General features: G+C 70.3%; 26 protein-coding genes and 1 other RNA gene. 9 read left to right on the top strand and 18 right to left on the bottom strand.

Translation table 11 applies throughout. From position 1 onward, the window contains the following. Positions 1-43 precede the first annotated feature (43 nt). From Z052_RS09495 to dph5, 3 genes are all read right to left on the bottom strand, one after another. A complete protein-coding gene (locus tag Z052_RS09495) occupies positions 44-418 on the bottom strand; it encodes a CBS domain-containing protein (protein WP_086220484.1) in 375 nt (124 codons plus the stop codon). 114 nt (positions 419-532) lie between these two features. Continuing rightward, a complete protein-coding gene (locus tag Z052_RS09490; protein WP_049931137.1) occupies positions 533-919 on the bottom strand; it encodes a CBS domain-containing protein in 387 nt (128 codons plus the stop codon). Between the two features lie 76 nt (positions 920-995). Continuing rightward, positions 996-1,793, bottom strand: a complete 798-nt coding sequence (gene dph5 / locus Z052_RS09485) for a diphthine synthase (RefSeq protein WP_086216107.1) — start codon at positions 1,791-1,793, stop codon at positions 996-998. Between the two features lie 174 nt (positions 1,794-1,967). On the opposite strand from dph5, the gene Z052_RS09480 reads away from it, so the two are divergent. The 3 genes from Z052_RS09480 (at position 1,968) to lrpA1 (ending at position 5,316) form a co-directional block, all read left to right on the top strand. Beyond that, positions 1,968-3,863: a 2-oxoacid:acceptor oxidoreductase subunit alpha gene (locus tag Z052_RS09480; protein WP_049931142.1), complete on the top strand. Its 1,896-nt coding sequence runs from the start codon at positions 1,968-1,970 to the stop codon at positions 3,861-3,863. Between the two features lie 3 nt (positions 3,864-3,866). After that, positions 3,867-4,805, top strand: a complete 939-nt coding sequence (locus tag Z052_RS09475) for a thiamine pyrophosphate-dependent enzyme (RefSeq protein ID WP_049931144.1) — start codon at positions 3,867-3,869, stop codon at positions 4,803-4,805. An 82-nt stretch (positions 4,806-4,887) separates the two neighbouring features. Beyond that, positions 4,888-5,316: an HTH-type transcriptional regulator LrpA1 gene (gene lrpA1, locus Z052_RS09470; RefSeq protein WP_049931146.1), complete on the top strand. Its 429-nt coding sequence runs from the start codon at positions 4,888-4,890 to the stop codon at positions 5,314-5,316. A gap of 39 nt (positions 5,317-5,355) precedes the next feature. Here lrpA1 and Z052_RS09465 read toward each other — a convergent pair whose 3' ends face one another. From Z052_RS09465 to Z052_RS09455, 3 genes are all read right to left on the bottom strand, one after another. Continuing rightward, positions 5,356-5,829 (bottom strand): N-acetyltransferase, encoded by a 474-nt coding sequence (locus Z052_RS09465; protein WP_049931147.1) that lies wholly within the window; start codon positions 5,827-5,829, stop codon positions 5,356-5,358. Positions 5,830-5,964: 135 nt separating this feature from the next. Next, positions 5,965-9,117, bottom strand: coding sequence for an isoleucine--tRNA ligase (gene ileS / locus Z052_RS09460; RefSeq protein ID WP_094520394.1), 3,153 nt, complete (start codon positions 9,115-9,117; stop codon positions 5,965-5,967). A gap of 52 nt (positions 9,118-9,169) precedes the next feature. Then, positions 9,170-10,291: a pyridoxal phosphate-dependent aminotransferase gene (locus Z052_RS09455; RefSeq protein WP_049931151.1), complete on the bottom strand. Its 1,122-nt coding sequence runs from the start codon at positions 10,289-10,291 to the stop codon at positions 9,170-9,172. Positions 10,292-10,444: 153 nt separating this feature from the next. On the opposite strand from Z052_RS09455, the gene Z052_RS09450 reads away from it, so the two are divergent. Then, positions 10,445-10,945 carry a metal-dependent hydrolase gene (locus Z052_RS09450; protein ID WP_049931154.1) on the top strand — a complete coding sequence of 167 codons (501 nt, stop codon included), beginning with the start codon at positions 10,445-10,447 and terminating at the stop codon, positions 10,943-10,945. 49 nt (positions 10,946-10,994) lie between these two features. Here the strand turns inward: Z052_RS09450 and Z052_RS09445 are convergent, their stop codons facing one another. Beyond that, positions 10,995-11,786, bottom strand: coding sequence for a PHP-associated domain-containing protein (locus tag Z052_RS09445; RefSeq protein WP_086216110.1), 792 nt, complete (start codon positions 11,784-11,786; stop codon positions 10,995-10,997). Positions 11,787-11,916: 130 nt separating this feature from the next. On the opposite strand from Z052_RS09445, the gene Z052_RS09440 reads away from it, so the two are divergent. Then, complete coding sequence (locus tag Z052_RS09440; protein ID WP_049931157.1) at positions 11,917-12,216, top strand: hypothetical protein; 300 nt, start codon at positions 11,917-11,919, stop codon at positions 12,214-12,216. 10 nt (positions 12,217-12,226) lie between these two features. On the opposite strand, the gene rocF is transcribed toward Z052_RS09440, so the two are convergent. Continuing rightward, a complete protein-coding gene (rocF, locus tag Z052_RS09435) occupies positions 12,227-13,135 on the bottom strand; it encodes an arginase (RefSeq protein ID WP_049931159.1) in 909 nt (302 codons plus the stop codon). Positions 13,136-13,281: 146 nt separating this feature from the next. Between rocF and Z052_RS09430 the strand changes: the two genes are divergently transcribed. Then, a complete protein-coding gene (locus Z052_RS09430) occupies positions 13,282-13,500 on the top strand; it encodes a hypothetical protein (protein ID WP_086220413.1) in 219 nt (72 codons plus the stop codon). A 107-nt stretch (positions 13,501-13,607) separates the two neighbouring features. After that, positions 13,608-14,141 (top strand): Rrf2 family transcriptional regulator, encoded by a 534-nt coding sequence (locus tag Z052_RS09425; protein WP_099288988.1) that lies wholly within the window; start codon positions 13,608-13,610, stop codon positions 14,139-14,141. A 125-nt stretch (positions 14,142-14,266) separates the two neighbouring features. Here Z052_RS09425 and Z052_RS09420 read toward each other — a convergent pair whose 3' ends face one another. The 7 genes from Z052_RS09420 to Z052_RS09390 form a co-directional block, all read right to left on the bottom strand. After that, on the bottom strand, positions 14,267-15,448 hold the full coding sequence (locus Z052_RS09420) for an NAD(P)/FAD-dependent oxidoreductase (RefSeq protein ID WP_086216112.1): 1,182 nt from the start codon (positions 15,446-15,448) through the stop codon (positions 14,267-14,269). An 83-nt stretch (positions 15,449-15,531) separates the two neighbouring features. Further along, positions 15,532-16,350, bottom strand: a complete 819-nt coding sequence (locus Z052_RS09415; RefSeq protein WP_049931170.1) for a nucleoside phosphorylase — start codon at positions 16,348-16,350, stop codon at positions 15,532-15,534. Positions 16,351-16,447: 97 nt separating this feature from the next. Next, positions 16,448-16,852, bottom strand: a complete 405-nt coding sequence (cdd, locus tag Z052_RS09410; protein ID WP_049931171.1) for a cytidine deaminase — start codon at positions 16,850-16,852, stop codon at positions 16,448-16,450. An 88-nt stretch (positions 16,853-16,940) separates the two neighbouring features. Next, complete coding sequence (locus Z052_RS09405) at positions 16,941-18,548, bottom strand: hypothetical protein (RefSeq protein ID WP_094520391.1); 1,608 nt, start codon at positions 18,546-18,548, stop codon at positions 16,941-16,943. Between the two features lie 109 nt (positions 18,549-18,657). Further along, entirely contained in the window at positions 18,658-19,392 is a 735-nt protein-coding gene (locus Z052_RS09400; RefSeq protein WP_089307889.1) for an MBL fold metallo-hydrolase, read from the bottom strand. Between the two features lie 35 nt (positions 19,393-19,427). Continuing rightward, positions 19,428-20,309 (bottom strand): hypothetical protein, encoded by an 882-nt coding sequence (locus Z052_RS09395; RefSeq protein ID WP_094520390.1) that lies wholly within the window; start codon positions 20,307-20,309, stop codon positions 19,428-19,430. A 48-nt stretch (positions 20,310-20,357) separates the two neighbouring features. Beyond that, entirely contained in the window at positions 20,358-22,265 is a 1,908-nt protein-coding gene (locus Z052_RS09390; protein ID WP_094520389.1) for an RNA ligase family protein, read from the bottom strand. A gap of 98 nt (positions 22,266-22,363) precedes the next feature. Here Z052_RS09390 and Z052_RS09385 point away from each other — a divergent pair, with 98 nt between their 5' ends. Further along, on the top strand, positions 22,364-22,948 hold the full coding sequence (locus Z052_RS09385; RefSeq protein ID WP_049931183.1) for a GNAT family N-acetyltransferase: 585 nt from the start codon (positions 22,364-22,366) through the stop codon (positions 22,946-22,948). 391 nt (positions 22,949-23,339) lie between these two features. Here Z052_RS09385 and ffs read toward each other — a convergent pair. Further along, positions 23,340-23,651, bottom strand: an RNA gene (ffs, locus tag Z052_RS09380) — signal recognition particle sRNA. Positions 23,652-23,758: 107 nt separating this feature from the next. Further along, the gene (locus Z052_RS09375) at positions 23,759-24,172 is read right to left on the bottom strand and encodes a hypothetical protein (protein ID WP_094520388.1); all 414 of its coding nucleotides are present in this window, start codon (positions 24,170-24,172) and stop codon (positions 23,759-23,761) included. Positions 24,173-24,290: 118 nt separating this feature from the next. Here Z052_RS09375 and Z052_RS09370 point away from each other — a divergent pair, with 118 nt between their 5' ends. Next, positions 24,291-24,749: a hypothetical protein gene (locus Z052_RS09370; protein WP_049931186.1), complete on the top strand. Its 459-nt coding sequence runs from the start codon at positions 24,291-24,293 to the stop codon at positions 24,747-24,749. Between the two features lie 28 nt (positions 24,750-24,777). On the opposite strand, the gene Z052_RS09365 is transcribed toward Z052_RS09370, so the two are convergent. Next, positions 24,778-25,803: an aldo/keto reductase gene (locus tag Z052_RS09365; RefSeq protein WP_094495094.1), complete on the bottom strand. Its 1,026-nt coding sequence runs from the start codon at positions 25,801-25,803 to the stop codon at positions 24,778-24,780. Positions 25,804-25,886: the final 83 nt, after the last annotated feature.

The raw sequence follows: 25,886 nt of genomic DNA, 5'->3' as shown, positions 1-25,886 counted from the left end.
AGTCCGGTGGGCGAAGTGGGTCAGGCAGCCCGTCGGACCGGCCTCAGGAGATGTGTGCGGCGATGTCCGTCGACGACATCATCCCGACGTAGTCGTCGTCGACGACCGGGAGGTGTTTCACGCCGTACATGGTCATCATCGCGGCGACCTCCTCCAGCATGAGGTCCGGCGTCACCGTCTCGACGTCCTCGGTCATCACGTCGCGGACCGTCGTCGCCTCCGGGTCGCTCCCGTCGGCGACCGCTCCGACGACGTCGCTCTGCGTGAGGATACATCCTCCGCCCGTCGTCACGACGAGCGCACTGATGTTCTCGTCGCGCATCCGCCGGGCGGCCTCCCGGAGCGGCGCGTCCGCCCCGATCGTCTCCAAGGGCGTCGACATCACGTCCGCGACGCGGGTCCTGTCGTCGAGATCCATACCGCGCTGTGTGTTACCATGTTTCATTACTCTTCCGGAACGCACAACGCGACGCGATCTCGACTCGGATGCGGCGCCGTCACGCGGCCTCGGGCCGTCCCGGCGCCCGACCCGTCAGCCTCGCCGCGAGAGGTACGCCGTGAGGTCCGTCGTGGAGACCATGCCGATCGGTCTGTCGTCGCCGTCGGTCACCGGGAGGTGGGTGTAGCCGTGTGCGGTCGGCTCCGCCAGCTCCGCGACGGTGTCTTCGCGGCCGACCGTGACCACGTCGGTCGTCATGAACGCCTCGACCGGCGTCCGGTCTTTCGGGTCGTTGTCCCGGACGAGGGCGACGAAGTCCGTCGCGGTGATCAGCCCGGCGAGGGCCCCGTCGGAGTCGAGGACGAGGAGAGAGCTACCCCCGGACTCGCGCATCTGCTCCGCCGCGTCGGCCGCCGCGGCCCCGCGTTCGATAGTCGTCAGGTCGGTCGACATGAGTCGATCTACCGGCACGTCATTCATGGTGCGTGCCAACGCCCCACATAATAATCAAACGTGCGGTCGGTTCGGGGGCGTTCGCCTCGCGACCGCGGACGCCTCACTCGTCGACGAGCGACTCGGGGGCGCCGGCGAGACCGACGAGGGCGTCCGCCTCGACGTGATGGAGGTCACCCGGGATCACGAGCAGGTGGAGCGGGTCACCGAACTCGCGGTCGGCGAGCGCGCTCAGACGGTCGGCCGCGACGACCGCGTCCGGCGAGCCGGCGCGGGCGACGACGACCGCGAGCTCGTCCGCCCACTCCTCGGCCAGCAGTCCGGCGGCGACGTCCGCGGTCATGTACTCCTCGTGGTCGGGGTCCGGACCGGCGGGGCCCGTTCCCACCTTGATGTCGAGGTAGACGACGGTGTGGAGCCCGCGCTCCCGGTTCGCCTCGATCGTCTCGACCACGCTCCCGGGGACGTCGTCGCCGCCGTGAGCGTACGGGAACGGGAGCGTCGTCGCCTTGCCGAACCGGTAGTTCTGGAGCCCGGTGAGACTCGACGCCGCGGACTGGGCGGTCACGCCGTGGATCACGCGCGTGTCGATCCCGCGCTCCTCGGCGCGGAGGCGGAGGTCGGTGTGGGTGGTCGAGATCATCGTGTCGCCGGCGGTACAGAACGCGGCGTCGCCGGACTCGGCCGCCGCGAGTATCGGCTCCGGGTCCTGCTCGACGCCGGCGCGGTCGCGCACCTCGACGTCGACGCCGTGGTGCGCCTCAAGGTCAGCGACGTCGGCGCCGACCAGTCGGCTGGTGTAGAACTCCGCGAAGACCCTGTCGGCCGCGCGGAGCGCCTCCCGCCCCTCGACGGTGACGGAGCGCTCGTCGCAGAGACCGAGCCCGATGAACGTGAGCATACCCGGAGTCGGCGCGCGGCGAATGAAAAGAACGCGGAAAATCGGCTCGGCAGCGCGAGAACATTTGACACCCTAATAGACCTTCATGATTGTCCCTTGGGATTCCATAGCAAGCCATAAGAGGGAACCAACACAAGTTCAGGCCACGAGGCCCACTCGGGCTCACATACCATTATGACTGACGACGAACTCATCTGGCGGATATCGGGGGGATCCGGTGACGGGATCGCTTCCACCAGCCAGAACTTCGCGAAGGCCTTGATGCGATCGGGGCTCAACGTCTTCACGCATCGGCACTACCCGTCGCGAATCCGCGGCGGCCACACCTACACGGAGGTCCGCGCGTCGGCGGACCCCGTGAACTCCCGGGGCGACGGCTACAACTTCCTCTTAGCGCTCGGCGACTCGTTCGCTCGGAACCCGTCCGAGGGCGCCGTCTACGGCAACGAGGAGATCAAGCCGCTCTCGGAGAACCTGGATGAGCTCCGCGAAGGCGGGGTCATCATCTACGACGAGGGGCTGCTCGACGCCTCCGAGATCCCGAACTTCGAGGAGCGCGCCGAGGAGAACGACTGGCACGTATTCCCCCTCGACCTCCGCGGACTCGCCCGCGACATGGGTCGCGAGGTCATGCGCAACACCGCCGGCGTCGGCGCGACCTGCGCGATCACCGGCATGGAACTCGACCACGTCGAGGACCTGATGCGCGACGCGATGCCGGAGAAGATCCTCGACCCGAACCTCGAGATCCTCGAGACCGCCTACGAACAGGTCCAAGAGGAGTACGACGTCGACGCGCCGGACGTGTCGGTCCCGACCGGCGAACACGACGAGACCCAACTGCTCATGTCCGGGTCGGACGCCATCTCCTACGGCGCCATCGACGAGGGCTGCCGGTTCATCTCCGGCTACCCGATGACACCGTGGACCGAGGTGTTCACCATCATGACGAAGAACCTGCCGAAGCTCGGCGGGATCTCCGAGCAGGTGGAAGACGAGATCGCCGCGGCCGCGCTCGCGGTCGGCGCGTCCCACGCCGGCGTCAAGGCGATGTCCGGCTCTTCCGGTGGCGGGTTCGCGCTGATGTCCGAGCCGCTCGGGCTCGCGGAGATGACGGAGACGCCCGTCGTCCTCGTCGAGGCCATGCGCGCCGGTCCCTCGACCGGGATGCCGACGAAGCCGGAGCAGTCCGACCTCGAACACGTCCTCTACACCTCGCAGGGGGACTCCCAGCGCGTCGTGCTGGCGCCCGGCACCGTCGAGGAGGCGTACGAGCAGTCCCGGCTCGCCTTCCGGCTCGCCTACGGGTACCAGATCCCGACGATCCTGCTGTACGACCAGAAGCTCGGCGGTGAGATGACGAACGTCCCGAAGAGCCACTTCGACCGGGAGGCGAACCCGGACCTCGGGAAGACGCTCTCGGAGGACGCGCTGTCGGAGCAGCCCCACAGCGACGACGGGAAGTTCCACCGCTTCCAGCACGAGGTCGACGACGGCGTCTCCCCGCGGTCGATCCCCGGCCAGAAGGGAGGTCGCTTCCTCGCGACCGGCAACGAGCACGACCCGACCGGCCACATCAGCGAGTCCCCGGACAACCGGGTCGCGCAGATCGACCGGCGGGCCGAGAAGCTGGCGGCGATCCGCGACGACCTCGACACGGTCGACACCGGGTCGTACGCCGGCCCGGAGGACGCCGAGTACGGCATCCTCACGTTCGGCAGCCAGCAGGGAACCGTCGAGGAGGCCGTCGGTCGCCTCAACGACGCCGGCGTCTCGGTGAAGTCGTACGGCGTCTCGGACATGCTGCCGTTCCCGACCGAGCAGGTCCGGGCGTTCATCGAGAGCGTCGACGAGGTGCTGGTCGTGGAGATGACCGCCTCGGGACAGTTCCGCGGGCTCGTCCAGAAGAACCTGGGCCAGTACGGCGAGAAGCTGTCGAGCCTGCTGAAGTACAACGGGAACCCGTTCGAGCCGGCGGAGATCGTCGACGGGTTCGAGACCGCGATCGTCGAGGGCGACGGCGACGCGCCCGGCCATCAGACCACCTTCGTCCCAGCCGCAGGTGACTAAGCAATGAGCACGTTTTCAGCAATCGGAGAGGAGCGAGAGATCGACCGCGACGAGTACACCCCCGGCGTCGAGCCGCAGCCGACCTGGTGTCCGGGCTGCGGTGACTTCAGCGTCCTGAAGGCGCTCAAGCAGGCGCTGCCGGAGGTCGGGCGCACGCCCGAGGAGACCCTGCTGTGTACCGGGATCGGCTGTTCGGGCAAGCTGAACAGCTACCTCGACACGTACGGGTTCCACACGATCCACGGGCGCTCGCTGCCCGTGGCCCGCGCCGCGAAGCTCGCGAACCCCGACCTCGAAGTGATCGCCGCCGGCGGCGACGGCGACGGCTACGGGATCGGCGGGAACCACTTCATCCACACGGCCCGGGAGAACCACGACATGACGTACATCGTGTTCAACAATGAGATCTTCGGGCTCACGAAGGGGCAGACCTCCCCGACGAGCCCGAAGGGCCACAAGTCGAAGACGCAGCCTCACGGGAGCGCCAAGGAGCCGATCAAACCGCTCTCGATGTCGCTGAACGCCGGCGCCTCCTACGTCGCCCGCACGGCGGCAGTGAACCCGAACCAGGCGAAGGAGATCATCGCCGAGGCGATCGAACACGACGGGTTCGCGCACGTCGACTTCCTCACGCAGTGCCCGACGTGGAACAAGGACGCGCGCCAGTACGTCCCGTACATCGACGTCAACGACTCCGACGACTACGAGTTCGACATGACGGACCGCGTCGAGGCCCAGGAGATGATGCGGACGACCGAGGAAGCCCTCTACGAGGGCGAGGTGCTCACCGGCCGCTTCTACGTCGACGAGGACCGCCCCTCCTACGGAGAGGAGAAGCGCTCGATCGGCGAGATGCCCGAGGAGCCGCTCGCCGAGCGCTACTGGGACGACGACTACGAGTGGGAACGCTCCCACGACATGTTCCTCGACAAACACGCCTGAGCCGACCGGCGGCCGTTCACGACGCGGCGAGTTCGTTTTTTGATTCGCAAGGTCTTTTTTCATTGGTGACAAACGTACTCATATGAGTACTGTATCGACAGAGGAACGGATCCTTTCCGTGTTAGAAGAGGACGCACAGGCGTCCTGCGGGGAGATCGCCGAGCGAGCCGACGTCTCGAAACCGACGGTGCGGAAGTACATCGACCGCCTCGAGGAGCGCGGCGTGATCGTCGGCTACTCCGCGGAGGTCGACCCGAAGAAGCTCTCTTCGCAGTCGATCGCCATGGTCGGCATGGATGTCGACTCGGGGCGGTACGTGGAGGCCACGCGGGATCTGAAGTCGCTCGACGAGGTTCAGGCGCTGTACACCTCCTCGGGCGATCACATGCTGATGGCGGAGGTCCGCGCCGGCGACGGCGACGAGCTCGGCGACGTCATCTCGGAAAAGCTGCTCGGCGTCGACGGCGTCACCGCGGCCCACCCCTCGTTCCTCCAAGAGCGGCTGAAGTGAGTCGGCCGAGAAGCGGCTCGTTTTGACTGTCGACGCCTCTCAGGTGAGCGCGTCGGGGTCCGCGACGACGATCGATTCGTCGCCCGCCGGGCTCCGCCGGGTCCCGCGAGGCGCGAACCCGTGCGCGCTGAAGAACTCCTCGGCGCTGGGGCGGTCCGAGGGGACGGTCGCGCGGAGCGTTTTCACCCCGCGGTCGGCGAGCGCGCTCCCCACGCGGGCGAGCAGCTCGGCCGCGACGCCCTCGCCCGCGCGGTTCGGGTGAACCCACAGCGCCAGTAGCTCGGCCTCCGTCCCGTCGGGATCCGGGTGCGCGATGGCGAGCCCGACGGGCCCCTCCTCGTCGTGTTCCATCAGGAACGACCACTCCGCCTCGGCGGCGGCCTCGCGGACGCCGGCGGCGGACACGTCGAGCAGTGGCGCGCCGATGTCGTCGAACACCGTCTCCTCGCGGGCTCGTGAGACCGCCGTTCGCAGGTCCTCCGCGTCGTCGGGGCGAGCCGCCCGGACATCCATGTTCGACCGTGAGTAAAGAACGCACCTATAGGTTTCGGGATGCGAATTGTTCCCACAGTATCGGTCGACGAAAGCTCCGACTCGTCGGGCGAGGATCGCGACGCGTTAAGCGAAAGCCGCGGCCCGTCGGGGCCGTTACGCGACCGGTTCGACCCCGATCGTGACCGCGACGCCTTCGACCTCCCACTCTTCGACGAGTCCGCCGTCGGCGTCGGCGGCGTCGCTCGCGTCGTCGAGCCACGCGTCGGCGCGCACCTCGCCGGCGATCAGGTCGGCGTGCTCGTCCACGAAGCCGGCGACCCGGTCGTCGTCGACCGCGACGCCGACGCGAATCCGCGCCTCAACGTCGAGGTCCAGTTCCTTGCGCATCTCCTGGACCCGGCGGATCACGTCGCGGGCGTACCCCTCGGACTCGATGTCGGGCGTCAGCGAGGTGTCGACGTAGACGGTGCCGCCCTCGAAGTCGGCCCCGGAGACGTGCTCCGGCGGCTCCGCGACGTATTCGACCATCTCGTCGTCGAGGTCGACGGGCTCGCCGTCGACCGCGACCTCGCCGCCCTCGACCTCGGCGCGGGTCGCGCCCTGAACCGCCTCCATCACCTTCTGGGCGTCCCCGCCGAACGCCGGCCCGATGGCGGCCATCTGGGGCTCGGCGGTCTCGACCAGTTCGTCGAAGGCGTCGGTGACGACCACGTCGCGGGCGTTGACGCGGTCAGCGATCAGCGCTTTGAGGCGGTCGACCGCGGCCGCAACCGTCTCGTCGTCGGTCTCGACGACGACGCGCGGCACGGGCCAGCGGAGCTTGCGGCCAGCCTGCTGGCGCGCGTTCGCGGCCGCCTCCTCGATGTCGCGGAAGGCCGCCACGTCGCGTTCGAGGTCGTCGTCGCGCAGGTCCGCGTCCGGCTCGGGGTACGACAGCGCGTGGACCGTCGTCGCCTCGCCGTCGAGCCGCTGGTACATCCGCTCGGTGAGGTACGGGGCGATCGGCGCGAGCAGCCGGATCACCTCGTCGAGGACCGTCGCGAGCGTGGCGTACGCGCCGCGCTTCGAGGGGGAGTCGGTCTCCTCCCACATGCGGTCGCGGACGGCCTTCACGTAGAACCGCGAGACGTCCTGCGTGACGAACTCGATGACGGCGTTGACGGCGTCGCTGACGCGGTAGTCGTCCCACGCGTCGGCGACCTCCGTCTCCACGGACTGGAGCCGGGAGAGCACCCACTCGTCGACGAGTTCGAGCTCGCCGTCCGAGAGGTCGGCGTCGGCCGGGTCGTAGCCGTCGAGCTCCATGTACTCGAGGGGGAACCGGAACACGTTCCAGAGGATGTTGAGCTTGCCCTGGATCTCGCCGAGCCCGTCCCACTCGAACGCGAGGTCGACGCCCTGCTGGTCGTGGCTGAGCAGGTAGGTGCGGAGCGGGTCGCGGCCGGCGCGCTCGATGGCCTCCTCCGGCGTGACGATGTTGCCGACCGACTTCGACATCTTTCGGCCGTCCTCGTCGTTGGCGAAGCCGTGCATCAGCACCTCCTCGTAGGGGATCTGATCGACCGCGGCCGTCCCCATACCGAGCTGCGACCAGAACCAGCCGCGGGTCTGGTCGTGCGCCTCGATGATGAGGTCGGCGGGCCACAGCTCCTCGTGGGCGGTCTCGTCGCTCGGGTAGCCGAGCGTGCCCCACGAGGCGACCGAGGAGTCGAGCCACACGTCGAACACGTCTTCGACGCGGCGGTAGGTCGTCCCGTCCTCGACGATCGTGAGGCCGTCGACGGCGGGGCGGTGGAGGTCGATCGAGTCGGGATCGATATCCTCCTCGACGCGGTCGGCGAGCTCCTCGCGGGTGCCGACCACGATCATGTCCTCGTCGAGGTTCCCCGGCTCGGCGTCCTCCGGGACCCAGATCGGGATCGGGACGCCCCAGTAGCGCTGGCGCGAGACGTTCCAGTCGGGCGCGTCCTCGATGAAGTCGCGGAACCGGTTGTCCCGGGCCCAGTCGGGGTGCCACTCCGACTCCTCCATGTTGTCGAGGAGGTCGTCTTTCACGTCCGTGATCGAGATGAACCACTGGTCGGTGACCAGCTGGATGATCCCGGTGTCACAGCGCCAGCAGTGGCCGTAGCTGTGGTCGACGGTGCCGTGCGCGAGCATGTGGCCGTCGGCGACGAGGTCCTCGATGATGTCGTCGTTCGCGTCGCGCACGAACTGGCCGGCGTACTCGCCCGCCGCCGCCTCGAACTCGCCGTTCGGACCGACGGGACAGTGGATGTCGAGCCCGAGTTCGGTGCCGCGGTGGAAGTCCTCTTCACCGTGGCCCGGCGCGGAGTGGACCAGGCCGGTGCGGTCGGCCTCCACGTAGTCGGCCGCGTACACCTGTCCGGCGCCCTCGAAGTCGGGGTAGTCGGCAACGTGGTCGGCGAGCGGGTGGTCGTACGCCCAGCCGACGAGTTCGTCGCCGGTCAGCTCCGCCTCGACCGCGTACTCCTCGTAGCGGCCCTCCCCGAGTACGTCCTCGACGCACTCGGCGGCGACGTAGAGGAGCTCCTCCTCGCCGTCCTTCTCCGCGCGGACCGCGTTGTAGGTGAGGTCCTCGTCGACGGCGACGAAGGTGTTCGCGGGGATGGTCCACGGCGTCGTCGTCCAGATGACGAGGCTCCCCTCGCGGTCGGCGAGCGGGAACTTCACGTAGATGGAGGGGTCCTCGACGTCCTCGTACTCGACCTCGTTGTTGGCGAGCCCGGTCTCGCAGCGCGGGCACTGCGAGATGGACCGCTTCCCCTGCTCGACGAGCCCGTTGTCGGCGACCTCGGAGAACGCCCACCAGGCGGCCTCCATGTACTCCGGCGAGATGGTCTCGTACGGGTCGTCCCAGTCCATCCACGCGCCGATGGATTTGAAGTCCTCGTCCATCGCCGCCCGGTTCTCCAGGGCGAACTCCTTACACTTCTCGATGAACGGCTCCATGCCGTACTCCTCGATGTCCCGCTTGTTCTCGAAGCCGAGCTCCTCCTCGACTTTCACCTCGATCGGGAGCCCGTGCATGTCGTATCCCGGGCGGTCGGTGACGCGGTGGCCGGTCATCCGCTTGTACCGGATGACGGCGTCTTTCAGCGTCTTGTTCCAGGCGGTCCCGAGGTGCATCTGCCCGGAGGTGTACGGCGGGCCGTCCACGAAGAAGAACGGCGGATCGTCGGCGTGCGCCTCCTTCGCCGCCTCGTAGGCGTCGTGGTCGTCCCAGTACTCGTCGACCGCGGTCTCGACGTCCGCGGGCGCGTACTGGTCGTCGATCTGCTCCATACGCGTTGGTCTGCGCGCGCGTATTTGAATACGGCGGAGTCGTGGGAACGGTTCAGCCCGCGTCGGCGGGGCCGCCGTCGAAGTAGTCCGCGAGCCGCTCAGCCGCCTCGGTCGCTCGGGGCGTCACCAGCGCGAACCGGATCCACTCGTCGCGGGCGGTGCCGAACGCCTCGCCCGGCATCCCGGCGACGCCGGCCTCATCGATCAGGCGCTTGACGTTCGCCATCGTGCCGGGGAACCCGTCGAAGCGCGCGAGGACGTAGAAGGCGCCCTCCGGGCGGCCGTACTCCGCGCCCGCCGCGTCGAGGGCGGCGGCGAACGCGTCGACGCGGTCAGCGAGCAGGTCGCGCGACGCGGCGTAGTAGTCGGACGGCGTCTCTTCGAGCGCGTGGTACACCGCGTACTGAGAGGGGCGCGCCCCGGTGACGTTGACGAGCATGTGTCGGGTCCTCGCGTCGCCGACGTGCGCCTCGGGGAACACCCCGTACCCGACGCGGAAGCCCGTGATGGCCATCGACTTCGAGAAGCCGCTCGTGACGATGACGCGCTCGGAGTCCAGCGTCAGCGCCGACTCGAACGAGCCGGTGAGATCGAACCGGTCGTACACCTCGTCGACGACGACGAGCGCGTCGACGGCCGCCGCGATTTCGACGACCTCGCGGACCGCGTCGAGGTCGTAGACGGCGCCGGTCGGGTTGTTCGGCGTGTTGAGGACGACGAGTGCCGTGTCCTCGCTCGCCGCCTCGCGGATCGCGTCGACGTCGAGCCCGCCGTCGCGCGCCGTGGGCACGAGCGTCGGCTCCCCGCCGAGCAGGTGCGTCTTCCCGGGGTAGTACGGGTACACCGGGTCCATCAGGAGCACCTCGTCACCAGCGTCGCGGTCCAGCGCCCGGGCCATCGCGAGGTAGTTCGCCTCGCCGGTGCCGTTGGTGACGACCACGCGCTCGGGATCGACGCCCCGGCGCTCGGCGATCGCCCCGCGGAGCTCTCGGAGCCCGTCGCTCGGCGGGTACTGGAAGTCGGCTGGCGGGAGGTTGGCGTACTCGCGGAGGGCCTCTCGGAGCGCGGCGGGCGGCTCCCAGTCGGGGTTGCCGCTCACCATGTCGATGACGTCGCCGTCGGCGGCCGCGGCGTACTGCATCACGTGGAAGAACTTCGGCTCCTCGTACTCCATACGGTCGGGTCGGACGCGCCCGCCGTGGCTCTTTCGGCCCGTGAGCGTTTCGGCTCGTGAGTGGACCCCGGTCGACGGCGAGGCGGTGCGATCCTCTCCGGGTACGCCGCCCGGATCCGGTGGTTTGACCTGCCGACCCGCACACGCAGAGACATGAACAAACGCGGCCACGTCCTCAACGGCCTGCTGCTCGCCCTGGGGCTCGGCTTCATCGTCGAACCGGGTCTCGACGCGGCGACCGCGACGACCGTCGCCGAGATCACCGTCCCCGTCGTGTTGGGGGCGCTGTTCCCCGACGTGGACACCGCCTTCGGCCGTCACCGGAAGACGCTCCACAGCCTCCCCGTGCTCGCGGTGTTCCTCGCGTATCCGATCGTCTTCGGCAACCTCCAGTACGTGTGGATCGGCGTGTTGACCCACTACGTCCTCGACGTGGTCGGCAGCCGACGCGGCATCGCGCTGTTCCACCCGTTCTCGGACCGTGAGTTCGGAATGCCGAGCGGCGTGACGACGAGCAGCAAGTACGCCGACCTCGTCACGGTGGTCATCACCGGGGTCGAGCTGACGGCATTCTGGGCGATTCACACCTACGTCGTCAGCCTCGACCTGGACCTGTCCGCGGCGTCGGAGGCCGCGGCGGGCTTCGGGCTCTGACCGGGAAGCCGATCGGGATCCGGGCCGCCCCGAGACGCTCGCACGGCCGCTATTCGTAGACGCTCACGTCGTCGAATCGCCCCTCGTATGCGACGTTCGACGGGAGGGTCGGCTCGTTACCGGAGAGGAACATTCGGTCGAGCTTCGTCCACGTGTTCTCGTAGCCGAGGTGCGCGAACTCCACGAGCCCGCGGAGCCGGTGGCCCAGTCCGCCGCGGTGGATCACCGTTCGGGGGCGTCGCTCGCGGAAGGCGTCGGCGACCGCCTCGGCGTCGTCGAGGTCGCCCTCGAAGGCCGTCCACGCCTCGCCGACCGTGCCGGGGAGGTGGGCGTACGAGGATCCGAACCCGGCGCAGCCGGTCTCCGTCGCGGTCCGGCGGGCGCGCGCGTTCTGGTGGGGGAGCAGCTTGGTGTTGTACGTCTCGACCGCGTCGATCCGGGCGGCGTGCGCGTCGACTTCGGGTCGCGTGAGCGAGATAGTGGCGAACCCGGGGTGCGGGACGAGGACGGCCGCGTCCTGCCGCTCGAACTCGGCCATCGCTCCCTCGAAGGTGATGTAGTCGGGGACGGGATCGGAGAGTCCGAGGACGAGGAGGTGTCGCCGGTTCCCCCAGTCGCCGGTGAACACCTCGCGGGCGGGGACGACGGTCAGCTCGTCGTCGGTGTACCGGGCCGCACGCTCGCTGATCGTCGGGAGGCGCGTGAAGTGCGGCGCGTACACGAGCGCGTCGATGTCGCGCGCCTTCGCCCGGGCGACGACCTCGTCGTCGAGTATCTTGACGTGGGCGTCGACGCGCGTTCTCGATCGGGTCACGGTCGCACGGTCGTCGCGCCCGCGCAAATGGGTATCGTTCGACGACGACGGTGCCGCGACCGCGGGGGTGAACCCGCGGTGCCGACCCCCGTCGACCCCCCGGCGCGCCCGCGCCGAGTTGGGAAACCGTTAATCCCCCTCGGGCGAGAGTCCGGGTATGGCCCCTCGCTGGACGTGCGGCATCGGCGACTGCGACGCCGCCTTCGACGACGTGGAGGCGGCGATCGTCCACCAGACGAACGACCACCAGCGCCACGAGTGTAAGGTGTGCGGCACGATCGTCCCCGACGGCTACTTCGCGATCCGGCACGCGTTCGACGAGCACACCCGCGCCGAGTTCGTCCGCGCGTACGACGCCGACTCGGCTGCGGTGCGCCGCCGCGAGGAGATCAAAGGCGAGGTCGAGTCCGAGGCGGACCTCCAGCAGGTCGTCGAACAGCTCGACCGAGGCGTCTGACCCCGGCCTCTCAGTACAAGACGCGCTTCCCGAACGCGCTCGCCGCCAGCTCAGTCGCGAGCTCAGCCGTCTCGTTGTGCTGGTCCAAGGTCGGGTTCACCTCGACGATCTCCATCGACCGGAGCGCGTCAGTCTCGTCGACGATCTCCATCGCGCTGTGCGCCTCGCGGTAGGTGACGCCGCCGCGGACGGGCGTCCCGACGCCGGGCGCGGCGTTGGGGTCGAGCCAGTCCAGATCGAGGCTGACGTGGATCCCGTCGACGCCCGCGGACGCGACCTCGAGCGCCTCCTCCGTGACAGCCGTGATCCCCCGCTCGTCGATGTCCGACATCGTGTACGCCGCGAAGCCGCGGTCGCGGATCAGCTCCGCCTCCGCCCCGTCGACCGAGCGGAGCCCGACCAAGGCGACGTTCTCCGGCGAGAGCCCCGGCGCGTTCGCCCACTCGGTGTCCGCGAACTCGCCGATCCCGAGCGCCGCCGCCAGGGGCATCCCGTGGACATTGCCAGAGGGCGTCGTCGCGGGCGTGTTGAGGTCCGCGTGCGCGTCGAACCACACGGCGCCGACGTCCGCGTCGCGCGCGGACCCGGAGAGGCTCCCGATGGCGATGGAGTGGTCGCCGCCGAGCGCCAGCGGCACCTCGCCGTCGGCGAGCGTCGCGGCGACCTCGTCGCCGAGCCGCCGGCAGACCGCTTCCGTCTCGCGGATGAACTTCGCTTCCCCCTCGCTCGGCGCGTCCGCGTCCGGGTCGCGCTCCTCGGCCCGGGGGACGTGGAGGTCGCCCGCGTCGACGGTCTCGACGCCGGCGCCGGCGAGCTGGTCGGCGAGCCCGCCGTACCGGATCGCCGACGGTCCCATGTCGACTCCGCGTCGGTTCGCCCCGTAGTCTGTCGGCGCGCCGATGATCCTGACCGTGGTCATACCGGCTACGCGACGCCGCGGCGCTTGAATGGTGGGGATCGGCGGCCGGGTCGAGCCGACGGGGCGGGATCCGCCCGACCGCGGTCCGAGCGAATCCGACCGACCGGATCGGACAGCGTTTTGCGCCCGGGCCGCCACGGACGCCCATGAGCAGTCCCGATCCCCGCTCGGTCGACCCCGGCGACATCGAGCCGATCGGCGCGACCATCGCGGTCGCGTTCACCGGCGCGGCGATCGGGCTCGTCGGCGCCGCGGTCTCGTTCGTCGCCGTCGACTTCGGCGTCGCGCTGATCGGCGTCGGCGTCGTCGTCGCGCTGTCGAGCCCGCTCGCGTACGTGCGGATGAAGCGGCTACGCGGCGGGTGAGCCGAACCGGCCCGAACCGACGGTCTCCGGCCGCCGAGACGATTCCACACGATCGTTTATAAATGGGTTCCACCGCATTTAAGCGGGGGCGCGGTGTATTCCGCACCATGTCATCGATCGAGCTCACTTCGAGCCAGAAAAGCATCCTCTCGGCCCTCATCAACCTGTACGGGGAACGAGAGGACGCCGTGAAAGGCGAGGCGATCGCCGAGGAAGTCGACCGCAACCCCGGGACGATCCGGAACCAGATGCAGAGCCTCAAGGCCCTCCAGTTGGTCGAGGGGGTACCCGGCCCGAAGGGCGGCTACAAACCCACCTCGAACGCGTACGAGGCGCTCGACATCCAGCGCATGGACGAGCCCGCGAACGTCCCGATCTACCACGAGGGCGAGGAGGTCGAGGGGGTCAACGTCGACGGGATCGACCTCTCCAGCGTCCACCACCCCGAGCTGTGCCGCGCCGAGATCCACGTTCAGGGTTCGGTCCGCGACTTCCACGAGGGCGACAGCGTCGCCGTGGGGCCGACGCCGCTCTCCAAGCTCGTCATCGACGGGACGGTCGACGGGAAAGACGACACCGCGAACATTCTCATCTTGCGGATCGACGATATGCGAGCCCCCGACGAGCCGGCCGAACACTGACTGCGAGAGCCGCTGTTTCGTTGCGCCGTGGAGGTCGTTCGACGGAGAACAGCGTTTGAGTCGTGGCCGACCCGAGCCGAGGATCGAAAGCCGAGAGTTGCGTCGCTACCGCGCGTCGGCCGATCTCACATGTCGCCGAACGCGCTGACGCCGCGGCTCGCGGAGGAGACCTTGGCGATCCAGCGCGTGGCGATGCCCTTCTTCAGCAGCTTCGCGGGCGTGCCGCCGAACGTCTTGATCGGCATCCCCATCACGTCGTGAGCGACCGCCTCCTCACCGACCGAGATGACCGTCCCCTTGTCCTCGTGGGTCCACGAGCGGAGCGGCGCGCCGCGGGCGGCGCGGGCGAGGTTCGCGCCCGCGACCTCCGCGGCCTGCCAGGCGGCCTGCGCGGTCGGCGGGGCCACGTCGTCGTCGCCCTGCTCGACGAGGGCGGTGTCGCCGATGGCGAACACGCGGTCGTCGCTGGTGCTGAAGTCGGAGCCGGCGTGGACGCGGTTCGAGCGGTCGTCCTTCTCGACCTCGACGTTGTCCAGTTCGGGCTGGCCCGTGATGCCGCCGGTCCAGATCAGCACGTCGTAGCCGAGCTCTTCCGGCTCCTCGTCCTCGCCGCCACCGAGGTAGACAGCCCCCTCGTCGGCCTCCGAGATGAAGTCGCCGGTGAGGATCTCGATGTCGGCGTCCTCCAGCCGCTGGCGGAGCGCCCCCTGGATCTGCGGGTCGTTGCCGGGGAACACCTCGTCGAGCCCCTCGACCAGTTTGATCTCAAGCGGGGCGCGGTGCTTGTCGCGGTACTCGGCGATCTCACCGGCCGTCTGGATGCCGGAGAGGCCGGCGCCGCCGACGACGACCTGCGCCGGGTCCGAGCGGGTCGCGTCGGCGGCCGCCTCGCGGACGTCCTCGTGGATCGCCTTCGCGTCGTCGAGCCCCTTCAGCTGGTGGGCGTTCTCCTTCAGCCCCTCGATGCCGAAGAAGGCGGTCGTGGAGCCGACCGCGAGGAGGAGGTAGTCGTAGTCGACGGTCGTGCCGTCGTCGGTCTCGACGGCGCGCTCGTCGGTGTCGACGTCGACGACCCGGCCCTGGACGAAGTCGGACTCGGGGGACTTGATCTCGTCGACGGGGATCGTGATCTTGTCTTCGACCGCGGGGTTCCGGATCGCGCGGTGGGCCTCGTGGAGAACGAGGTGATAGTCGTGTTCCGAGATCCACGTGAGCTCGGCCTCGCCCTCGCCGACCTCGTCTTCGAACGCCTTCACCGCCCCTGCGCCGGCGTACCCGGAGCCGACGACCACGACCTGTGTACTCATGCCTGCCGCTCCGCGGTCCGTGGGTAAAGTCGCTTTGGAACGCCCGCGCCCGGCAGCGAGCAGCGTGACGGCCGGAGCGCCCGCTACAGCGAGAGGCCGGCGTGCCAGCGGTCCGCGCCCGCCTCGCGTTTCACCTCGTCCATCCGCGTGAGGAGCTTCACCGCGAGGCTCGCGGTCTCGGCCGCGCGCGACTCGCCCTCGGTCCGGAACTCGCCGGTCACGCGGTTGGCGTACACCGAGCAGACCGCGCCGGCGCGGAGCCCGTACACGTTTGCGACCGTGAGGATGGCCGACGCCTCCATCTCGATGTTCTTCACGTTCGCGTCCTGAAGCTCCGCGACGAGCTCGTCGGAGCCGGCGGCCTCGAACCCCTCAAACCCGGGTCGCCCCTGTCCGGCGTAGAAGGAGTCGGCGCTCATCGTGACGCCCGTGTGGTAGTCGTGACCGAGCCGCTCGGCGGCCGCGACCAGGGCGGAGACCACCTCGCCGTCGGCGCTCGCCGGGTAGTCCTCGCGCACGTACTCGTCGCTCGTCCCCTCCTGCCGGACGCCGCCGGTGGTGATGACGAGGTCGCCGACGTCCATCTCCGGCTGGATCGCGCCGCAGGAGCCGACGCGGATGAACGTGTCGACGCCGACGCGCGCGAGCTCCTCGACGGCGATGGCGGCCGAGGGGGAGCCGATCCCGGTTGAGGTGACCGAGATCGGGGCGCCGTCGTAGCTGCCGGTCGCGGTGCGGTACTCGCGGTGGCGCGCGACCTCCTCGTGGTCGCCCCACAGCGCGGTGATCTTGTCGACGCGCTCGGGGTTACCGGGAAGGAGGACCGCGTCCGCGACGTCGTCGGGCGCGGCCTCGACGTGGTATCCGGCCTCGTCGTTGGGGTCCTCGCTGTCGTCGGTCATGTCTCCGCCCTTCGGCGAGCCGTTTAAAAGTAGTTCCGTCTCGGCCGGACGGGTCTCCCGCCGATCTAGTCCTCTCTCGCGTCGGTCCTCCCTCGCGTCAGTCCTCTCTCGCGTCGTCGAGCGTGCCCTCGTTGATCGTGTTCGGGAGCAGTTCCCCGAGCGTGTACTCCGTGACCGCGTCGTCGCCCTCGTCGCAGGCGACGACGAGGTCGTCGGCCGCGAACTCCGCGAGCGTCTGCCGGCACATCCCGCAGGGGGTGACCCCGTCGCGGACGCCCGACGAGACCGCGATCCGGTCGAACTCGCGGTGCCCGTTCTTCACCGCCTCCGCGAGCGCAACCTCCTCGGCGTGGAGGCTGTTGGAGTAGTTCGCGTTCTCGATGTTACAGCCGGTGTAGACGGTGCCGTCGGCGGTCCGGAGCGCGGCGCCGACGCGGTACTCGGAGTAGGGGACGTGGGCGGCGTCGAGGGCTTCGCGCGCCGCGGCGATCAGCTCGTCCATACGGCCGCGTGACGCGGCGGACCGATAACTGTACTGTGTCGCGGTCGCGCCGTCCGGCTCCCGCGTCGCCGGGCGACCACGGGGGCGGTCACTCCCCGTCCGTCCACGCCGAGAAGCCGCCGTCGATGAGGGCGTCGGCCTGCTGGCGGATGTACTCGCGCTGGGTGTCGACCACCGCGGTCGCAAAGTCGTCGCCGTCGTCGAGTCGGGCGCGGACGCGGTCCCGCTTCCAGCTCGCCGGAGTCGTGCGGTTCGCGACGCGCCACCGCAGTGGCGCGATCCATTTCGCGGCCTCGTCGTCCGCGCAGCCGGCGGTCCGGAGCCCGGCCTCCGCGTGATCGAGGAGGTCCGCGTACATCGCGTCCGAGTCGGTCGTCCGGTGGCCATCGCGGTCGATCCACTCCATGTCGGCGTCGAGCCCGTCGGCGACGGCGGCGTAGAAGTTGTCGCGCGCGGTCTCCCACTCGAGGCCGATGACGGGGTGTTCGTGCTGGGCGAGCGCCTGCATCAGCCCGGCGAAGGCCGCCTGAAACGCGATGGAGTCGCGGACCGTGGGCTGGCCGGGGATCGGCCGGAACTCGATCCGGGCGTTCGCGGCCGAGCGGCTCGCCCCCTCGAAGACGGGGCGAACCCAACGCCAGTAGCTGCCGTGTTTCGTCCGGAACGTCGCGAAGTCGTCGTCGAAGCGATCGCTGCCGCCCGGGTCCGGCATCGGGATGAGCGTCTCGTCGGCCGCGATGCGGTCGACCGCTGTCTCGACGTCGCGGAACTCCCGGGGGAACCGGACCTTGTCGGCGTCGGTCCGCGCGTTGAGGACGGACTCGAAGACGTGGACCCGGTTCTCCGTCGCCCCCTCGGCGAGGACACGCTCGCCGTCCCAGCCGTCGTCGTACAGCGCCGGCGGGAAGAACGGCGAGTTGACGCCGAGCGCCAGCAGGGGGCCGGCGATCCGAAGCGCGTACCGGAAGTGCCGCGGCAGCGTCTCGGCGTGCGCCACCTGATAGTGGGGCTGGATCGACGTGATGAGGCTCTCGGGCATCACCGTCTCCGCCGCCAGCGACACGCCCGGCGCGTCGAGGGTGACGACCGGCTCTTCCTCGGCGTCGGTCGCGGCGCCCCCGTTCGAGTCGGTGGCGTTCAGGTCGTCTCGGCGCGAGTTCGCCATCGCGTGGTACCGGACCGCGTCGCTCATGTTGACCGCGACCACCACGCCGTCGACAGCGACGCTGTCGGTGAGGTATCCCTCCGCGGTCTCGCCCGCCGGCGGGATAGTCCAGAGGCCGTCGGAGACGAGGCGCATCCCCTCGACGCCCGCGGTGTTCTCTGCGGCCTCCAGACGGGCGCGGACCTCGGCGAGCTGGGCGCGGAGCCCGTGGTCGGAGAGGGGCTGCGGGCTCGTGGACATCTCGGCGTTGTGGAGCCCCAGCTCCTTCTCGAAGCCCATCAGCTCCAAGAGGCGGCGCGGCACGCGCATCAGCGCGTACTCGCCGGCCCGGGACTCCTCGCTCCACCGGCCGTCGCCGACCGCGTAGAACTCGTACTCGAAGCCGACGATCGACTGGTGGTTGTCGAAGGAGCCGTCGCGTAGCTCCTGTTTGACGATCTCGGCCTCCTCGGCCGCGCGCTCGGCGAACGCCTCGGCGTCGACCGAAAGCGCCTCCCGGACCCCGTCGGCCAGCGCGGACTCGGTGGTCATGCGACCGGGGAAGGACGCGGCGGAGTAAAAAGGCCACCGGCCGAGAGGTTCGCGCCGTCCGGTTCGGCAATCAGTCCGTCAGATTCGGGTATCCGTCCGCCCGGTCCGACTACTGGTTCGCCGAGCGCGCGTCGAGCGCGACCGGTATCGACCGGCTCGCCACGTCCCCGGCGAACGCCTCGCCGTCGGCTTCCAGCAGGTCGAACGTGTCGTAGTGGATCGGGACGACGAGGTCGGGGTCCATCGCCTCGGCCAGGTCCGCCGCCTCGCGGGGGTCCGAGACGATGCCGCCCCCGCCGATGTTCGCGAGGAAGACGGAGACGTCGAGCTCGGCGAACCCGTCGAGCGCGTCCGAGTCGCCGGGCCAGAAGACGGTGCGCCCGCCGAGCGACAGGAGGAAGCCGCAGCCGAACCCGGGCGGGTGCGCGACCGAGCCGTCGGCGTCCGCGTTCGGCCCCTCCGGATCGTTGTGTGCCGGGACGGGCCAGACCCGTACCTCGCCGGCGGGCGTCTCGACGTCGACGCGGTCTTCCTCGCCGACGCGGACGACCTCGTACTCTTCCGCGAGCGCGTCGATCGGCTCCACGTCGCGGTCGATGCCGGCGGGGTCGACCCCGTCGTAGATCACGAGCGTCGCGTCCTCGCTCGCGACAGACCGGATCCCGTCGCTGTCGTAGTGGTGGTCGTGGGTGACGACGACGAGGTCGCCGTCGCGCGCCCAGTAGTCGTCGAGGACGCCGTACCGGCCGGGGTCGGTGTAGGCCACCGGCCCCCCGTCCGTCTCCAGCCGCGCCGTCGCGTAGCCGAGCCACTCCACCGAGAACTCCTCGTAGCGGACCGTCATGTTACCGTCTGCGGGCGCGCTCGTCTTGAGGGTGGCTATCGGTCGCGGTCGGCGTCGAGGGCCGTGTCGCCGATCGCCCCGTCGTCGACCGAGCCGTCGTCGACCGATTCGCCCTCACCGATCACGAGCAGGTCCCACGCCGCCGTGAGCGTCTCGTCGTCGATCGACCGCCCTAGCGCGTGCTCGGGAACGAGCGGCATCGGAATCGGAACGTATCCGGCCTCGCGCAGCGCCGCGAACCCGCTGACCGTCTCGACGACCGTCCCGTCGCCTCCCCGCCGGACGCGGAACCGCTTGTCGTCCGGATCGCGGCGGTACGCGAACGGGAACGCCTCGTCCGGCGGGGTCTGGAGGCTATCGACGCCGGCGAGGACGGCGACCGCCTCGCCGTCGACCTCGCAGAGGAGCCGGGGGACGACGGGTCGCCCTTCGTCGTCGACCGCGGCGGCGTCGACGTCCGAGCGGGCCGTCACCGGGCCGAGGGGCGTGTCCGTCTCGCGCCAGCCGAACGTCGGATGGCCGAGGCCGTCGGCGCGGACGCAGGCGTAGCCGCCGCCCGAGACCGGGACCCGGTCCGGGCCGAGGTGGAAGGTTCGTCGACCGTCGGTCCGCTCGGCGAGCAGCGGCGGGTCGGCGAGGAGGTCGCGCACGGCCGCCGCGGTGTCGGCGTCGCGGGCGACGAACAGCGCGCGGCGGCCCCGGTCGAGCGCGTGGCCGAGCCGCGAGGCGATCACGATCGGCGTCGCGTCGTCCGCTGCGAGCGGCTCCACCGCCAACCGGTCGTCGCCGCGGGTCGCGACCGCCGGCGGCTCGGCGCCCGTCTCCGGGCGGTCGACCTCGAACCCCGCCGCCGCGAGTCGCTCGACGGCCGCGTCGGTGAGGTCTCGCCGCGTCGCGTCGCCGAGCGGGCCTGGCATGTGTTACCCTACGAACCGGACCGTCAAGGAGTTTCGCGTGTCGGAACGTCAGTCGTCGCCGGCGAACCGACGGACGCGGGCGAGCGAGTCGGCGTCGTCGACCCCCTTGTCTTCGCGGACGCCGACGAAGCGGGGGAACCGGAGCGCGTAGCCTGCGGAGTACGTCGGCGAGGTCTGGATCTCCTCGTAGCCGACCTCGACCACCAGTTCGGGGTCGAACGAGACCGTCGTCCCCGTCTCGTCGACGACGTGCGGCTCCAACCGCTCCGTGAGGTCCGCGAGCGTCTCGTCGGTGATCCCCGTCGCCACCTTGCCGACCGTGGCGTACCCCGGTGGCGCGGGGTCGTCGGCGTCGCGGCCGCCGGCGTCGCGGTCGGCCGCGTCGTTCCCGGCGTTCTGCGCCGCGGACTCGTCCCCCTCGCGGACCGCGAGCAGGAACGTGCCGAACAGCTCCGCACGGCGCCCCTCGCCCCACTCGGCCCCGACGACGACGGCGTCGAGCGTCTCCACGTCGGGCTTTCGCTTCAGCCAGTCGCGCCCGCGGTCGCCGGGAGTGTACGCCGCGTCGGGGTTCTTCAGCATGACGCCTTCGTGGCCCGCGTCGAGCGCGGCCCGCTCCTCGGCCGCGATCGAGTCCGTGTCCGCGGCGACGGTGAGATCCGCGGCTGCGTCCGGGAGGAACTCGTGGAGCCGCTCGTGGCGCGCGGTGAGGGGTTCGTCGAGTAAGTCGTCGCCGTCGGCGTGGAGGCAGTCGAACGCGTGGAGCCGCAGGGAGACCGCCTCGCGCATCCGGTCGATGTCGTGTTTTCGCCGGAACCGCCGCAGCACCTCCTGAAACGGGAGCGGGTCGCCGTCGTCGTCGACCGCGACGACCTCGCCGTCGAGGATGACGGGCGCGTCGACGCGGTCGGCGACGAACTCGACGATCTCGGGGAGCGCGTCCGTCACGTCGTCCATGTTCCGCGAGTAGAGCCGTGGACCGAGCGCGGTGCCCTCGCCGCCCGGCGCGTCGCCGTCCGGCACGCCGTCGTCCGCCTCGGCTCCGTGCGGCGCGTAGTGAACCTGAACGCGAGCCCCGTCGAACTTCGTCTCGACGGCGACCTCGCCGAACGCGTCGAGCGCGTCGGTCGCGGTGCCCGCCTGCGCGAGCATCGCCTGGACCGGGCGGCCGACGCGCAGCGACTCCTCGCGGAGCCCCGCGATTCCCTCGTCGCGGGCGCGGACGGCGACCCGCCCGTAGTCGTTCGTCACCTGAAGCGCGCGCTCGACGGCCGCGACCGCGTCGTCGGGCGCGGTGAGTTCGGGACCGTCGCCGTCGGCGGGGCCGTCATCGTCGTCCCCGGACTCGGCGCCGTCGTGGGCCGTCTCGGAGGTCAGGAACGCCTCCGCGATCGCGTCCCGGACGGTTCCCTCGCCGACGCCGAGCCGCATCTCGCCGAGGACAAGGCGGGCGAGGAAAGCCGCCTCGCTCGGCGAACAGCGGGTGAACAGCCCGAACAGGGCGTCGCGTTTGCGCGACTCGCTGCCGTCGCCGCTCGCGGCCGCGAGGTTGCGGAGTTCCTCGTCGAGCGCGGCCACCGTGAGCGCGTCGCGACCGGAGCCGAACGCGGCGAGGCCCCGCTGGCCGCCGAAGTCGTACGCGGCCGCGACCGCACCGATCTCGCCCCGCTCGGCGAGGCGGTCCTCGACGTCGGCGGCGTCGACGTTCGGGCCCGCGGCGCGGGCGATCGCCTCGCGGCAGAGCGCGGGCCCGACGTCGAGCGTACGGGTGTCGTGGGCGGGGAAGACACGACCGAGGAGGAACCGGACGACGACCGGGAGGTCGTCGGTCGACCCGTGGTTCGCGCCGCCGTCGCCGGCGTCCGCGAGCAGGTCGGCGACCGCGAGGGTCGTCTCGATGTCGCCGTCGTGCGCGGCCACCCGTTCCGCCCGCTCAGCCAGCGCGGCGAATTCCATACGCGTCGGGTCGGCGGCCGGCGGGCAAAAGCGACGCGATGACGGCGGACGATCGGGCCGGGGAACCGCTTTTCACCTCCGCCCTCGTACAGCCGTCTATGTACGTCCGCGACGCCAAAAACCGTGACGAGGCGTGGTTGTTGGACGCGATCGAGCAGCTGGGGCTCGACGACGTCGCCTTCCGGTCGCGGGACTACGTGATCGCGGTCGACGAGGAGTCGGGCGACCGGGCCGGGTTCGGTCGGCTCCGCCTCCACCGCGGCGACGAGGACGAGGAAAACCGGATCGAGCTCACCGGCATCGGCGTCCTCCCCGAGTGGCGCGACCGCGGCGTCGGGGCGCACGTCGTGGAGCGCCTCGTCGACACCGCGGCCGCGGACGGGTTCGAGACGGTGTACGTACTCACCGACCAGCCGGAGTACCTGACGCAGTTCGGCTTCGAGCGCGTCGACACCGACGACCTCCCGCCGGCCCTCTCGGACCGCCTCACCGAGAAGCGCGAGTTCCTCGGCGGCGGGGTCGTCGGCCTCGAACTGACCGTCGACGCGTTCGAGATGGCGGACCGGTTCCGGCGGGCGTTCAAGGACGCCGAGCCGACGGGCGACGACGAGCCGGAGGAGTCGGCGGAGGACTTCGGGATCGACCCCGACTCGGCGACGTACAAGTACGACACCGGTCGCTGAGCCGCGGGACTGGTTTTTTGTGGCCGCTGTGGCGCGTGCCTCCGAGCGTCCGAAGGACGCGAGGAGCACGCGCGAGGGAGTCGGTGGTCCGGAGCGGAGCGGAGGACCGCCGACGAGGCTGGGGAGGTGTGAGGCGCGGTCGCTGTGCGGGGCGGGGCTCGCGGCTGGGGCTTCGGTGGTGGTCGTTTCGATCGATAATTCATAAATGGTATCGTCAGACAGCCGAGCGGCTGGGTGTTCGAGGTTGCTCAGCGTGGCGGCGTCAATTGCGTATAACTGGAGCCCGGATGAGGGTGATTTTACGTATAAGTAAACGCTCGCGGCGTCGACGCTCACACCGGCGACCGTAGCGTCACAGCATCACCACTCGTCGAACGAATCAGCGTATGAATGGCGGACAGGCGGGGTAGCCCGGCGTTCCGTCACGGGGTATCCCGATTGCCTCCTCCACCCCGCGACCCGACGAGCGACTGGCGTCCGGCGGTGGGCTGCTCGCTTCCGCGCCTGACCCAATATTGCCGACGAACCGCGACGGACCGCTCCTGCGAGCGGGCGCCACGGACCGCTGTCCCCGGCGGACGAGGCTTCCACGTTGGCTCTCGGGGCCCGTGCCGGTCTGACCGGACGTGCCCGCTGTTCGGTCCCCGCTGAAGACTGCCTCACGGGTAACGAGCGGGGCCTAACCGCCCGACCTAGTCCGTTCGACGATATTCGGGTGCGGCATAAGGGCCTTTCGTTCGCCGGCCGACGGCGACGCGGGCGGCGAGCGCGCGTCGGAAAAGAGGCGTCCCGCGCGTTCCGGCGTCTCGGCTACGATAACACCGCTCGGACGTACACCGCCGCGGAGAGCGGCAGCGGGACGGAGAGCGCGACGACGGCGGGCGCGTGCCACACCAGCCAGAGGTGGTCGCGGAACACGGCGGTCGGTTGGACCGCGAGCGCCCACGTCGCCGCGCTCGCCGTCGTCGCGAGCCCGAGGACGATTGCCACGCCCGCGAGCGTCCCCGGGTCGACGTTCCCCTGCTCGACCGAGGCGATAACGACCGCGGCGAGCAGCGCGAACAGCGCGATCCCGCTCCAGCCGACGGCCCCGGAGGCGTAGTAGGACGCGAGCTGCGACGCGTACTCCGGCCCCGTGATGATCGCGTACGGCGCGACGAGCGCGACGACGGTGACGACCGCGGCGGCGATCCCGACCCGACGCGAGACGGCGCGGAGGTTCATACCCGACCTCGGAACGGAACCGCGGTAAAAGGACCGGATCGGAGCGGACGCGGGGGGCGGCCGCCTCGCCGCGCTCCGTTCCCGTAGCGTTTTGGCCCGTCGGCACCCACTACGGACCATGTCACTCGACGTCGACCTGCCGGAGCCTCCCGAACTCGCCGCCGTCGACCCGAACGAGTACGAGGACGCCGAGGTGGCTGGCGGCGAGTACCGCCGCGACGACCTCGAAGCGCTCCTCCGCGAGGGCGCGTGGGAGGAGGCGTTCGACCAGTGGGCCGCGGGCAGCGACATGGACGCGGCGGACTGGCAGATCGCGCTCGACCTCGAGTTAGTCTCCCGGTTCGACTTCTTCTGGGACGACTTCGCCGACCGGGTCGGCTACCACGCGCCGGGGCTGCCAGAGGACTGGAAGGAGCGCGACCTCCACCCGGACCTCGACTCGTGGGGGACCGTCTCCGCGATCAACGCGGGGCTCACGGAGCTCGGGCAGATCGTCTGCGAGACGCTCAAGGAGGAGTACATCGACTGGGAGGCCGACTTCGAGGCGCCGGACGACCTGCCGGACTTCGACGAGTAGCGGCCGCTTGTGGACGGGAGGCGACTGCTCAGTGGCCCCAGCGGTTCCCGTCCGGGTCGTAGCGCGCGTCCATGATCCGGTCCCACTGCTCGTCGGAGAGGTGGAGGTCGGCCGCCGCGACGTTCTCGTCGAGCTGGTCGACCGTCCGCGCGCCGACGATGGGGACGCAGGTGAACTCGTCCCAGCCGGAGAGCCACGCAAGCGCGACCTGCGCGGGCGTCGCGTCCCACTCGTCGGCCACATCGCGGACCGCGTCGAGCACCTTCCAGCCGCGCTCGGAGAGATAGAAGCGCTCGAACCGGTCGTCGAAGCTCGCCCGGGAGCCGTCGGGCGCGATCACCTGCTCGGGGTCGTCCGGGTCGGCGCGCTCGTACTTCCCGGTGAGGAACCCGCCCGCGAGCGGAGAGTACGGGCAGACCGCGAGGTCTTGGTCGATACAGACGTCGAGGTACTCCTTCACGTCCTCGTAGTAGCCCGCGTGGTGGAGTGGCTGGACCACGTCGAAGCCCGCGTACCCGTTGGCGTCGGCGGTCCACTGCGCCTTCGTCAGTTGCCACGCCGCCATCGTCGACGCGCCGAGGTGGTGGACCTTTCCCTCGGCGACCAGCTCGTCGAGCGCGCGCATCGTCTCCTCGATGGGGGTGTCCTCGTCCCAGCGGTGGATGTAGTAGATATCGAGGTAGTCCGTGCCGAGCCGGTCGAGGGTCCCCTCGATCTGCGCGCGGATGTGTTTCCGGCCGAGCCCGGAGTCGTTGGGTCCGGGCTCGCCGCGCCCGTCGAATGGGAAGTACACCTTCGAGGCGATCACGTAGTCCTCGCGGTCCCGCTCCGCGAGCCACTCGCCGATGTACGTCTCGCTTTTCCCGTTCGGCGTCCCGTAGACGTTGGCCGTGTCGATGAAGTTGATCCCGCGGTCCGCGGCCGCGTCGAGGAGCTCGTGTGACTCCTCGCGACCCGTCTCCACGACGCCGTTCGTCTCGCGCCCGAACCGCCACGTGCCGAAGCAGAGCTCCGAGACGCTGAGCCCGGTGTTCCCGAGCCGTCGGTAGTCCATACCCGGTCCTCGCGGGGGAGGTGTGTAAAGCGTGGCGGCGCCGGCCGGCGACGCCGCGAAGATCGGCCGAGGCGCCGACGCGA

The sequence above is a fragment of the Halorubrum sp. C191 genome (genome assembly GCF_002727095.1).
Classification (GTDB): domain Archaea; phylum Halobacteriota; class Halobacteria; order Halobacteriales; family Haloferacaceae; genus Halorubrum; species Halorubrum ezzemoulense.
This window is presented reverse-complemented; position numbering and strand designations above follow the sequence as displayed.